This window comes from Streptomyces sp. 7N604, from assembly GCF_052245475.1.
Taxonomy (GTDB): Bacteria; Actinomycetota; Actinomycetes; order Streptomycetales; family Streptomycetaceae; genus Streptomyces.
Window position 1 is genome coordinate 18,862 of record NZ_JBQQBX010000034.1, and the last position, 11,795, is coordinate 30,656.

At 70.2% G+C, this 11,795-nt stretch carries 12 protein-coding genes and 1 pseudogene; 9 read left to right on the plus strand and 4 right to left on the minus strand.

Features of this window, described 5'->3' with window-relative positions; genetic code table 11:
• Window positions 1–12: 12 nt before the first annotated feature.
• Both ACTWP8_RS30920 and ACTWP8_RS30925 read left to right on the plus strand, forming a co-directional pair.
• A complete protein-coding gene (locus ACTWP8_RS30920; protein ID WP_443325391.1) occupies window positions 13–801 on the plus strand; it encodes an ATP-binding cassette domain-containing protein in 789 nt (262 codons plus the stop codon).
• Window positions 798–1,997, plus strand: a complete 1,200-nt coding sequence (locus ACTWP8_RS30925; RefSeq protein WP_443325392.1) for a sugar ABC transporter permease — start codon at window positions 798–800, stop codon at window positions 1,995–1,997. The genes ACTWP8_RS30920 and ACTWP8_RS30925 overlap by 4 nt, the downstream gene beginning before the upstream one ends.
• A gap of 42 nt (window positions 1,998–2,039) precedes the next feature.
• Here ACTWP8_RS30925 and ACTWP8_RS30930 read toward each other — a convergent pair whose 3' ends face one another.
• Both ACTWP8_RS30930 and ACTWP8_RS30935 read right to left on the minus strand, forming a co-directional pair.
• Entirely contained in the window at window positions 2,040–2,408 is a 369-nt protein-coding gene (locus ACTWP8_RS30930) for an ArsR/SmtB family transcription factor (RefSeq protein ID WP_443318993.1), read from the minus strand.
• Window positions 2,409–2,571: 163 nt separating this feature from the next.
• Window positions 2,572–3,150, minus strand: a complete 579-nt coding sequence (locus tag ACTWP8_RS30935; protein WP_443325445.1) for a hypothetical protein — start codon at window positions 3,148–3,150, stop codon at window positions 2,572–2,574.
• Between the two features lie 116 nt (window positions 3,151–3,266).
• On the opposite strand from ACTWP8_RS30935, the gene hemL reads away from it, so the two are divergent.
• The 7 genes and pseudogenes from hemL (at window position 3,267) to ccsB (ending at window position 10,428) form a co-directional block, all read left to right on the plus strand.
• Complete coding sequence (gene hemL / locus ACTWP8_RS30940; RefSeq protein ID WP_443325393.1) at window positions 3,267–4,595, plus strand: glutamate-1-semialdehyde 2,1-aminomutase; 1,329 nt, start codon at window positions 3,267–3,269, stop codon at window positions 4,593–4,595.
• An 8-nt stretch (window positions 4,596–4,603) separates the two neighbouring features.
• A complete protein-coding gene (locus tag ACTWP8_RS30945; protein WP_443325394.1) occupies window positions 4,604–5,365 on the plus strand; it encodes a histidine phosphatase family protein in 762 nt (253 codons plus the stop codon).
• A 164-nt stretch (window positions 5,366–5,529) separates the two neighbouring features.
• Window positions 5,530–5,895, plus strand: a pseudogene (locus ACTWP8_RS30950) (hypothetical protein); the annotation flags it as partial.
• Window positions 5,896–6,016: 121 nt separating this feature from the next.
• Window positions 6,017–6,658 (plus strand): TlpA family protein disulfide reductase, encoded by a 642-nt coding sequence (locus ACTWP8_RS30955; RefSeq protein WP_443325395.1) that lies wholly within the window; start codon window positions 6,017–6,019, stop codon window positions 6,656–6,658.
• Between the two features lie 7 nt (window positions 6,659–6,665).
• Window positions 6,666–7,427 (plus strand): cytochrome c biogenesis CcdA family protein, encoded by a 762-nt coding sequence (locus tag ACTWP8_RS30960; protein WP_443325446.1) that lies wholly within the window; start codon window positions 6,666–6,668, stop codon window positions 7,425–7,427.
• A 5-nt stretch (window positions 7,428–7,432) separates the two neighbouring features.
• Window positions 7,433–9,334 carry a cytochrome c biogenesis protein ResB gene (gene resB, locus ACTWP8_RS30965; protein ID WP_443325396.1) on the plus strand — a complete coding sequence of 634 codons (1,902 nt, stop codon included), beginning with the start codon at window positions 7,433–7,435 and terminating at the stop codon, window positions 9,332–9,334.
• Complete coding sequence (ccsB, locus tag ACTWP8_RS30970; protein ID WP_443325397.1) at window positions 9,331–10,428, plus strand: c-type cytochrome biogenesis protein CcsB; 1,098 nt, start codon at window positions 9,331–9,333, stop codon at window positions 10,426–10,428. The genes resB and ccsB overlap by 4 nt, the downstream gene beginning before the upstream one ends.
• 11 nt (window positions 10,429–10,439) lie before the next feature.
• Here the strand turns inward: ccsB and ACTWP8_RS30975 are convergent, their stop codons facing one another.
• Both ACTWP8_RS30975 and ACTWP8_RS30980 read right to left on the minus strand, forming a co-directional pair.
• Complete coding sequence (locus ACTWP8_RS30975; protein ID WP_443325398.1) at window positions 10,440–11,393, minus strand: isopenicillin N synthase family dioxygenase; 954 nt, start codon at window positions 11,391–11,393, stop codon at window positions 10,440–10,442.
• Window positions 11,393–11,734, minus strand: coding sequence for a PLDc N-terminal domain-containing protein (locus ACTWP8_RS30980; protein WP_443325399.1), 342 nt, complete (start codon window positions 11,732–11,734; stop codon window positions 11,393–11,395). Before ACTWP8_RS30980 ends, ACTWP8_RS30975 begins: the two co-directional genes overlap by 1 nt.
• Window positions 11,735–11,795 lie beyond the last annotated feature (61 nt).

Genomic DNA, 11,795 nt, shown 5'->3' on the forward strand with positions numbered 1-11,795 from the left:
GGCGGAAAGGAGATGGTGCCCGTGTCAGCCCCGCCCCTGCTGGCGTTGCGCGGCGTCTCCAAGTACTACGGCGCCGTCCAGGCGCTGAAGGATGTCGAGCTGGAGATCCACGCCGGTGAGGTCGTCGCTCTGGTGGGTGACAACGGCGCGGGCAAGTCCACCCTCGTCAAGGTGATTGCGGGTGTCAGCCCAGCCGACCAGGGCGTCATCGAATGGGAGGGCCGGACCGTCCAGGTCAAGCGCCCTCACGACGCCCAGGCCCTGGGGATCTCGACCGTCTACCAGGACCTCGCGCTGTGCGAGAACCTCGACGTCGTCGGCAATCTCTTCCTCGGCCGTGAGATCCGCAAGGTGTGCGTCCTGGACGAGGTGGAGATGGAACGCCGTACCCGCGCGCTGCTGAGCACCCTGGCCATCACCATCCCCGACGTGCGCGTCCCCGTCGCCTCGCTGTCCGGGGGCCAGCGGCAGACGGTCGCCATCTCCCGCTCGCTCCTCGGCGAGCCCAAGGTCCTTCTCCTCGACGAGCCCACCGCTTCACTGGGCGTCCAGCAGACGACCCAGGTCCTCGACGTCGTCGACGGTCTGCGCGACCGCGGGCTCGGGGTGCTGCTCATCAGTCACAACATGGGCGACATCAAAGCCGTCGCGGACCAGGTCGCGGTGTTGCGCCTGGGCCGCAACAACGGCTTCTTCGACGTGAACACCACATCCCAGGAACAGATCATCTCCTCCATCACCGGCGCCACGGGCGACGCCGTGATCCGCCGCTCCCCGCGCGCGGGGGAGGCGGGGCTGTGAGCCGGCTCGCGGAGGGCCTCAAGGGCTACGTCGGCGCACTCAAGCGCAGGCTCGGCAGCGGAGAACTCGGCTCGGTCCCGGTCGTCCTCGGGCTCGTCCTGATCTGGGTCATCTTCCACGCCCTCAACAGCAACTTCCTCTCGCCGCGCAACCTGTCCAACCTCAGCGTGGACATCGTGGGAACCGGGCTGATCGCCGTCGGGATCGTCTTCGTGCTGCTGATCGGCGAACTCGACCTCTCGGTCGGCTCCGTCAGCGGCCTCGCGGCGGCCGTGTTCGCCGTGCTGAGCGTGCAGCACGGCATGCCGGAGGGGCTTGCCGTGATCCTCGCCGCGCTCTCCGGCACGGCAGTCGGACTGGTCCAGGGGTTCTTCTTCGCCCGGGTCGGCGTACCGGCCTTCGTCGTCACTCTCGCAGGCCTGCTCGCCTGGAACGGGCTGATGCTCTACGTCCTGGGCTCGAGCGGCAGCATCAACATCGACGACGAGGGCCTGGTCGCCAAGCTGACGAGCTACTACTTCAACGACATCGCCGCCGCGTACGGCCTGGCGGCGCTCGGCGCGGCGGCGTTCTTTCTCATCTCGTACCAGGACAGGCGGCGCCGCCTGTCCGCGGGGATGCCGTCCCGGCCGCTCAGCGAGATCGGCGTGCGTACGGGTGTGCTCGCGGTGATCGCGTTCGCCGCCGCGTACGTCCTCAACCGTTTCCAGGGCCTGCCGCTCGCCCTGCTGGTCTTCCTCGTCGTCATCGCCGGCCTGGACTTCCTCCTGCGCCGCACGCCGTACGGGCGGAAGGTCTACGCGCTCGGCGGCGGCGTGGAGGCGGCTCGCCGGGCGGGGGTGAACGTGGTCCGGGTGCGGATCTCGGTCTTCATGGTGTCCGGGACGATGGCCGCGATCGGCGGCTTGTTCCTGGCCTCGCGGATCACCTCGGCGAGCCAGACCTCGGGCTCCGGCATCCTGCTGATGAACGCCATCGCCGCGGCCGTCATCGGCGGCACCAGCCTCTTCGGCGGACACGGTACGACCTGGGCTGCGCTGCTCGGCATGCTGGTCATCCAGTCGATCGCCTCGGGCATGGCCCTGCTGGGCATTCAGGCCGCCGTCCAGTTCATGATCACCGGAGGGGTGCTGCTCGCGGCCGTGGTCATCGACTCGCTGTCGAGACGCTCGCAGCAGGCACACGGCCGGGCCTGAGGGGGAGAGAACAGGCGGTGGCGGGCTGAATTGGTGGCGGCCTCAGCCTCGCGGGGCCAGCACGCCGGACATGGCTGCCAGCACCTCCGGCGCGACCCGGTAGTAGACCCAGGTGCCGCGCCGCTCGGACGTCAGTAGGCCCGTCTCGCGCAGCTTCTTCAGGTGATGGCTGACCGTCGGCTGCGAGACCCCGACATCGGAGATGTCGCAGACGCAGGCCTCGCCGCCTTCGTGCGAAGCGACCAGCGAGAACAGCCGGAGCCGGACCGGGTCGCCGAGCGCCTTGAACATCGCCGCGGTCCGCTCGGCCTCCTCGGCCGACAACGGTCGCTCGGTCAGCGGCGGGCAGCACGGCACGACATCCGACACCAGTTCCGGCGCCACGACGGGAAGCGTCTCCACGTTCGACATGCATCTAGTTTGACATACGTCGAACCAATGGGGGAGTCTCCGCGGTCGCGACCGGTGGGGGAGTCTCCGCGGTCGCGACCGGTGGGGGAGTCTCCGCGGTCGCGACCGGCACGGCGTGCGGTCGCGACCGCGGGCTGTCAGCGGATCAGTGCCAGGCCAGGGATCAGGGCCAGACCAGACAGTACGGCTGGTGCCCCGCCTCGTGGAGCCGGTGGCTGAAGTCCTGCCACTCGTGCAGCAGTTGGTAGACGTTGAACGCGTCCCGCGGCCCCCCGCGGTCCGGGACCGTCGACCAGATGAACGCCGCCGCTCCGACGGCCTCCTCGCCTACTCCCCGCAGCGGGTCGACGACCGTCATAGGCAGCTTGACCACCGCGTAGTCCGGGTGCAGGACGACGAGCTCGAGCGGCGGCACCTTGTGCAGGGGTATGCCCTCGATACCGGTCAGCACCATGGCCGCCATCATCTCCGGCTTGATCTTGGTGAACATGCCGCCCATGCCGAGCTCGTCACCGCCGAGCTCCTCAGGGCGCATGGAAATGGGGACCCTGGCCGCGGTGGCTCCGTCGGGCGCGCCGAAATATTTGTACGTCACCCCCACCCGTCCACTCCTGCTCCCGCCACTGTTCCCCTCGCGCTCGCGCCTGTGCCTCCCCCGCCCTTCGCCTTCGGCATGGGGGATGCCGGCGCGCTCGGGGCCCAGGTCATCGGTCCCCTCACCCAGTCCGCCACCGCGCTGCATATCTCCACCCGACCACTCGCGGACTCCGCCGCGCAACCCGATCATCGTCCCAGAGACCTCCCCCGCACACGGGCGGTGAAACGCCCCGCCGCGTGTCCCCGTCAGGCTCTGACACCATGGATTACGTGACTCACTCGTACGATGCCTCAGTTCCGGCCCCAGTTTCGCAGACACTTTTCGACCGCGCTGCTGTCGTGACGCCGGGCGGTGTGAACTCCCCCGTCCGCGCGTTCCGTGCCGTGGGTGGTACGCCCCGGTTCATGGTGTCCGGCACCGGTCCGTACCTCACCGATGCCGACGGCCACGAGTACGTGGATCTCGTGTGCTCGTGGGGCCCGATGATTCTCGGCCACGCACACCCGCAGGTCACCGAGGCGGTGCATGCGGCCGTGGCCCGCGGCACCTCCTTCGGCACGCCGGGCGAGGGCGAAGTCGCGCTCGCCGAGGAGATCGTGGCGAGGGTCACGCCCGTCGAGCAGGTGCGCCTGGTGTCCTCCGGGACCGAGGCGACCATGTCGGCCATCCGGCTCGCCCGCGGCTTCACCGGGCGCGCCAAGGTGATCAAGTTCGCGGGCTGTTACCACGGCCACGTTGACGCCCTGCTGGCCGCGGCCGGGTCCGGCGTCGCGACCTTCGCGCTGCCGGACACGCCCGGGGTGACGGGTGCGCAGGCCGGGGACACGATCGTGCTGCCGTACAACGACCTGGACGCCGTACGGCACGCGTTCGCCCGCCACCCGGGCGAGATCGCGTGTGTGATCACCGAGGCGGCGCCGGGCAACATGGGCGTCGTGCCGCCGCGGCCCGGCTTCAACGCGGGCCTGAAGTCCCTGTGTGCGGAGAGCGGCGCGCTCTACATCTCCGACGAGGTCATGACCGGTTTCCGGGTGAGCAGGGCGGGTTGGTACGGCATCGACGGCGTCGAGCCCGACCTGATGACCTTCGGCAAGGTCATGGGCGGCGGGTTCCCGGCCGCGGCCTTCGGCGGCCGCGCGGCCGTGATGGCCCACCTTGCCCCGGTCGGCCCGGTCTACCAGGCGGGCACGCTCTCGGGGAACCCGGTCGCGACCGCGGCCGGGCTCGCCCAGCTGCGGCTGCTCGACGACGCGGCGTACGCGCGCGTGGACGCGGTCTCCGCGGAGGTGCGGGCGCTGGTGACCGACGCGCTGGCCAAGGAGGGCGTGGCGCACCGGCTGCAGACGGCCGGGAACATGTTCTCCGTCTTCTTCACCGACGAGGACGTGACCGACTTCGCGAAGGCACGGGCCCAGCAGGCGTACCGCTTCACCGCCTTCTTCCACGCCATGCTGGACCGGGGCGTCTACCTCCCGCCGTCCGCCTTCGAGTCCTGGTTCGTCTCGACGGCCCACGACTCGTCCGCGATCGAGCGCATCGCCGCCGCGCTGCCGGCCGCCGCGCGGGCCGCCGCCGAGGCATCTGCATGATGGACGACATGAGCAACGAGAGCGCCCCAGCCACCGACGCCACCGACGTCCTCCCAGCTTCCGAAGCTCCCGAAGCCTCCGAAGCGCCGGTCACCGTCGTCCATCTGCTGCGGCACGGCGAGGTGGAGAACCCGGACGGCGTGCTCTACGGGCGCAGGCCCGGCTATCACCTCTCCGAGCTGGGGCGGCAGATGGCCGACCGGGTGGCCGAGTACCTCGCCGAGCGCGACATCACGTACGTGGTCTCCTCCCCGCTGGAGCGCGCGCAGGAGACGGCGACGCCGATCGCCAAGGGGCACTCGCTCGACATCGCCACCGACGAGCGGCTCATCGAGGCCGCCAACGTCTTCGAGGGCAAGGCCTTCGGGGTCGGCGACGGCGCGCTGCGGCGGCCCGGCAACTGGCGGCACCTCACCAACCCGTTCCGCCCCTCCTGGGGAGAGCCCTACATCGAGCAGGTCGTACGGATGATGGCGGCGCTCTCCGCGGCGCGCGACGCCGCGCGCGGACACGAGGCGGTGGCCGTCAGCCATCAGTTGCCGATCTGGATCGTGCGCAGCTTCGCGGAGCGGCGGCGGCTGTGGCACGACCCGCGCCGGCGGCAGTGCTCGCTCGCCAGCCTGACGACCTTCACCTTCCAGGGCGACAGGATCGTGTCCGTGGGCTACAGCGAACCGGCCCGGGATCTCGTACCCGCGCATCTGCGGCCGGGCGCGCAACCCCGCTTCGGGCGCGGATCGGTGAAGGGCGCCAAGGGGTTCGGCGCCTGAGTCCGCGAGCAGTCCTCAGTCGACTCAGCCGGCACGGTCGGCTCACCCGGCTCAGTCGGCTCAGTCGGCGAGCAGTCCTCGAGAAGTCCGCGCGGAATCTCCGCGCCTTCCCGGAACCACCGTCTCCGTCGCTCCCTCTTACCCCGTGTCCGGTTGTAGGAGAAATCGGGCATGGCAAGTGCGGATGGGAACCGAGATGCTCGGGCGCCGGGTCGGGAAAGGGGCGCCGGGGCGGGAACGGCGGCCTCGGGACGCAGTTGATCGGTGACGGTTCGACCGCCCGCACCGGCCCGCAGCCGAGCCAGCCGAAGCCCGAGCGGCTCGAACCCGGCCAGACCCCGCCGCAGTTCGTGATCTTCTCCTGGGACGGCGCGGGAGAGGTCGGCGACGGCCTTTTCCCGCGCTTCCGGAAGCTCGCCAAGGACCACGGCGCGTCGATGACCTTCTTCCTCTCCGGGCTGTATCTGCTGCCGGAGTCGAAGAAGAGCCTCTACCGGCCGCCGAACAACCCCGTGGGGGCGTCGGACATCGCACCGCCTCCTGACCGCTGCCCGGCCTCTGCTGACCTCTGTCCCCGCGCCTGACTGGCGGTTTCGTACGACTTGAGGGGGGTGCGGAAGATCCCCCGAAGCTCCATGCGAAACTTTTCACATGTCTGCCAGCCGCGCCCCGCGACGCCGCACGACCCTTCCCTGGCCTGCGGCACGGGGGAACCGTCGCACCGCCCTGCTCGCCGCTGGAGCCGCCGCCGCGGCCCTGGCGCTGACCGCGTGCGGCTCCGGCGGTACGTCCGGAGGGTCCGCGGACACGAAGTTCGTCGCCGGCGAGGGCGGCATCGACACGGCCAAGGCGGGCGACCGGCAGCTGCTCCCCGAGATCTCCGGCAAGACCATCGAGGGCAAGGCCCTTGATCTCGCCGACTACAAGGGCAAGATCCTCGTCGTCAACGTCTGGGGCTCGTGGTGCGCCCCCTGCCGGGCCGAGATGCCGCACCTGGTGAAGGTGGCGAACGCCACAAAGGCGGACGGGGTGGAGTTCGTGGGGATCAACACCCGTGACCCCAACAAGCCCCCGGCGGAGAAGTTCCAGAAGGAGTTCGACGTCCCCTACCCGAGCCTCTACGACCCCATGGGCAAGCTGATGCTGCGCTTCCCGCCCGGCAGCCTCAACCCCAAAGCGATCCCCTCCACCGTGATCGTCGACCGCGAAGGCAGGATCGCCGCCCGGGCGCTCAAGCCGCTCGGCGAGGCCGAACTCCGCAAGACGCTCGAACCGCTGATCGCGGAGAAGTGATCGCGTGATCGCCCTCGCCGCAGCGACCGACCCCAATCAGACCGTCCTCACCGGCGCCCTCCTCCTCGCGGTACCCGTCGCCCTCCTGGGCGGACTCGTCTCATTCTTCTCCCCTTGCGTGCTGCCGCTCGTGCCCGGCTACCTCTCGTACGTCACCGGGGTCAGCGGCACCGACCTCGCCGAGGCCCGGCGCGGCCGGATGGTCAGCGGCGCGTCCCTGTTCGTCCTGGGCTTCACCGCGGTCTTCGTCTCCTACGGGGCGCTGTTCGGTAACTTCGGCCTGACGCTGGAGGAGCACAAGGAGACCATCTCCAAGGTGCTCGGCGCCCTCACGATCGTGATGGGCCTCGCCTTCATGGGCTTCCTCGGCGGCTTCACCCAGCGCGAGTTCCGCTTTCACCGGCGGCCCGCGATCGGTCTCGCGGGCGCGCCGATGCTGGGCGTGCTGTTCGGCGTCGGCTGGACCCCCTGCATCGGGCCGACGCTCGCGGCGGTCAACGCCCTCGCGTTCAACGAGGCCAGCGCCGGGCGCGGTGCGCTGCTCACCGTTGCCTACTGTCTGGGTCTCGGAGTGCCGTTCATCCTGGCCGCGGTCGCCTTCCGGCGCGCGCTCGGCGCGTTCAGCTGGGTCAAGCAGCACTATGTGTGGGTGATGCGGATCGGCGGGCTGATGCTGGTCGCGGTCGGCGCTCTGCTCATCACGGGGGTCTGGGACCGCATGATCGCCGATCTGCAGGTCTGGTCGTCCACCTTCACCCCGGGAATCTGAAACCAATGGCCAAAACGGAGACGCAGACCGACAGCGGCGCCGCGACCCAAGACCGCGAGGCCGCTGCGGAGGGCCGCGAGCTGGGCACGGGAGACCGCGAACTGGTCGCGGAGGACCGCGAGTTGGGTGCGGCGGGCTCGCAGCTGTCCACCGCTCCCGAAGACCAGATCAACGTCCCGGCCCTGGGAGTCATCGGCTGGGTGCGGTGGTTCTGGCGGCAGCTCACCTCCATGCGGGTCGCACTGATCCTGCTCTTCCTCCTCTCGCTCGCCTCCATCCCCGGGTCGCTGGTGCCGCAGGCGGGCACCGAGCCGGTCAAGGTGCAGGAGTTCCGGGCTGAGCACGAGACGCTCGCCCCGATCTACGACAAGCTCGGCCTGTTCCACGTCTACAGCTCGGTGTGGTTCTCGGCGATCTACATCCTGCTGTTCATCTCCCTCATCGGCTGCATCGTCCCGCGCAGCTGGCAGTTCGTCGGGCAGTTGCGCGGCCGCCCGCCGGCTGCCCCGCGCCGCCTCACCCGGCTGCCCGCCTATACCACCTGGCGCACGGAGGCCGAGCCCGAGCAGGTGCTGGCCGCGGCACAGCGGCTGTTGGGCGGCCGCCGCTTCCGCGCCCGCACCGAGGGCGACGCGGTCGCCGCGGAGAAGGGCTACCTGCGAGAGGCGGGCAACCTCGTCTTCCATAGCGCGCTGATCGTGATGCTGGTGGCCTTTGCGGTCGGGCAGCTCTGGAAGTCCGAGGGCGGCAAGCTGATCGTCGACGGGGACGGCTTCTCCAACACGCTCACGCAGTACGACGACTTCAAGTCCGGCAGCCTCTTCGATTCCGACACTCTGGCTCCTTTCGGCTTCTCACTGAACGGCTTCGATGCGAGTTACGAGCGGACCGGCCCCCAGAAGGGCACCCCCCGCGAGTTCCGCGCCCATGTGCAGTACTGGGAGGGCGCGGACGGCAAGGAACAGACCTCGACCATCGAGGTCAACGAGCCCCTCGAAGTCGCGGGCAACAAGATCTACCTGCTCGGGCACGGCTACGCCCCCGTCGTCACCGTGAAGGACGGGCAGGGCGACATCGCGTACCAGGGGCCCGTCGCCTTCCTGCCGCAAGGCGACGCGGGTCTGACCTCTGTCGGCGTGATCAAGGTCCCTGACTACCGCGACAAGAACGGCAAGAAGGACCAGCTCGGCTTCCAGGGCCGGTTCACCCCGACCTACGCGCTGGACGCGGTGCGCGGCCCGCACTCCTCCTTCCCCGCGCTCGACTACCCGGTGCTCTCCCTGAACGCCTTCCACGGCAGCCTCGGCATCGACTCCGGCGTGCCGCAGAACGTGTACCAGCTCGACCCGCGCAAGATGGAGCAGTTCAAGGACAAGAGCGGCGACTTCCTCCGCAAGGCCCTCCGTCCCGGCGAGACCATGACCCTGCCGAACGGTGCCGGCTCCCTCACGTTCGACGGGGTCAAGCAGTGGGCCAGTTTCCAGATCTCCTTCCAGCCGGGCAACGGCCTGGCCCTCGGCGGCGCGGTGGCCGCGCTGCTCGGTCTGGCCGGATCGCTGTTCATCCAGCGCCGACGGGTATGGGTACGGGCGGTCCGCGGCGACGACGGCACCACGGTCGTGGAGATGGCCGGGCTCGGCCGCAGTGAGTCCGCCAAGCTCCCGGAGGAACTCGCCGACCTGGCCGTGGCCCTGCAGCCCGGCGCACCCCCGGCCGAGGACGCACCGGCCGAGTCCGCGCCCGCCGCCGACGCGCCCGCCGGAGCCTCGGCGGCGGACGACGCGGCGGCGGGCGACGGGGCGGCGGACGACCCAGCTGCGGAAGACTCGGCTGCGGAAGACTGCGCTGCGGAAGACCAGAACGACGATCCCGCTGAACCTGTCGAAGGCGAAGGAGCGCGCGCGTGAACCTCGCGGTCGCGGCCAACGAGAACATGGCCAACGTCAGCAATGTGCTGATCTATTCGGCGATGGCGGTCTACACCCTGGCCTTCATCGCGCATATGGCGGAGTGGGTGTTCGGCAGCCGCAGCAAGGTCGGCCGTACCGCCGCCGCGCTCACCGCCCCCGCCGCAGGCTCCGCGCCCGCCGGGAAGGTGACCGTGCAGGTCGCAACGAAGGGCGGCGGCACCGCCGTGCTGGAGCGCCCCAAGGTCGTGACCCGGTCCGTCGCCGGAGCCCGAGACGTCCCGGACGGCCCCGGCGCCGCGGGCGGCAGTGAGCAGGGCGACCTGTACGGCCGTATCGCCGTCTCGCTGACCGTCCTCGCCTTCCTCATCCACGCCGGTGGCGTGCTCGCCCGCGCCATCTCCGTGGAGCGCGCCCCCTGGGGCAACATGTACGAGTTCTCGACCACCTTCTCGATGGTGGCCGTCGGCGCGTACGCCGTCCTCCTCGCGCTGAAGAAGAACGTGCGCTGGATCGGACTCCCCCTGGTCACGACTGTCCTCCTCGATCTCGGCCTCGCTGTCACTGTCTTGTACACCGACAGCGACCAACTGGTTCCCGCACTTCACTCGTACTGGCTGTGGATCCACGTCTCCTGCGCGATCATCTCCGGCGCGGTGCTCTACCTCGGCGCCGTCGGCACGCTGCTCTACCTCTTCCGCGACCGCTACGAGGCGAAGCTCGCCGACGCCAGCGGCAAGCAGCCCGGCGCGTTCGCCTCGTCCGTCCTGGAGCGGCTGCCCTCGGCCGCCAGCCTCGACAAGTTCGCGTACCGCATCAACGCCACCGTCTTCCCGCTGTGGACCTTCACGATCATCGCGGGCGCGATCTGGGCCGAGGCAGCCTGGGGCCGCTACTGGGGCTGGGACCCCAAGGAGGTCTGGTCCTTTATCACCTGGGTCGCCTACGCCTGCTACCTGCACGCCCGCGCCACCGCCGGATGGAAGGGCCGCAAGGCCGCCTACCTGGCCCTGATCGCCTTCGCGTGCTTCCTCTTCAACTACTACGGCGTCAACATCTTCATCACCGGCAAGCACTCCTACGCCGGGGTCTGACGGCCCAGCCCTCAACCCACGTTGATCGCGTCCAGCTTGCTCCGCAGGTACGTATGCGAGTCCACCGGCTCGTACGCCACCCTGCCGGTCGGCGCGGGCAGCGACTCCACGCGCGTGCCCGGGTCGCACTCGTAGAAGTACACGAGGGACATCAGCTCCTCCGCCGGGGCGTCGGCCGGCGGAGGCAGCACCCGGTGGCGGCCCGAGCGCCAGCGGTCGCCCGTCCAACGGGCCATCAGATCCCCGATGTTGACGGTGAAGGCCGCCGGGTCGTACGGCGCGTCCTCCCAGCCGCCCTCATCCGTGAAGACCTGCAGCCCGCCCTTGCCGTGCTGCCGGTCCAGGACGGTGACCGTCCCGAAGTCGGTGTGCGGCCCGATGCGGAACTGGCCCGGCTCGGGCTCGCCCACGACCTCCGTGCCCGGGTACCAGTTGATGTTGAAGCCCCAGGTCGGGTGACCGGTGTGCCGGGTGAAGAAGTCGAGCGGCTCGCCCAGGGCGCCCGCCAGCAGCTCGAGCAGCACATCGGACAGCGTCCGCATGCGCGCGAGATACGTCTCGACCAGCGGGCGCAGCTCAGGGGCCTCCGCGGGCCACGCGTTGGGCAGGAACCACTCCGCATCGACCTCGGGGTCGCCCGTCGGCTCCTCGGCAGCGAAGGAGAGCGACTCCTTCAGATCCGGCGGGCTCTCCGTGCCCTCCGCGTACGCGTTCGCCTCCGCGCCGGGCCCGAGCCAGCCGCGGCCCCCGACCTCGACCGCGTACGGCTCCTTGGCGGCGGCCGGGAGCCGGAAGAAGGCGCGGGCCGCGTCCCGGATCCCGGTGCGCAGGGCGGGATCGATGCCGTGGCCGGTGACCAGCAGGAATCCGGCACTCTGCAGCGCCTCGTCCACGGTCTTCGCCGTCCGCCCGCGCGCCTCCGGGTCGCCGGAGAGCCAGGGCCCCAGGTCGATGGTCGGGATCATCAGGACCGGCTGTCGTCAGGCCCGTTGTCGCGGTCCGGGTCCTTCTCCCCGTCCTGGTCCAGGGACTTGAGGAACTCGGGGTTGTCATCCGGCGCGACCCAGCGCGTACGGCCACGCCCGGCACCGTACGTCCGTGCCGCGCCCTCGTTCTCCGACCGCCGCGGACGCCCCGCCAGAAGCCAGGCGAGGGAGCCGAACAGCAGATAGCCGAAGAGGACGATGATGAGCACCCAGGCCCCCTTGGGGAGCTTGCGCACCTGGTCCTCAGGGGTGTTGAGGCAGTCGATGAACGCGTAGATCCACAGCCCCAGGACCAGCAGGAAGGGCAGATACCTGAGCATGGTGGAGCGGTCCCCCTGGAGAAGGGCGGAGGGCCTTGTGCGGCCCTGGTTACCCGTCCAG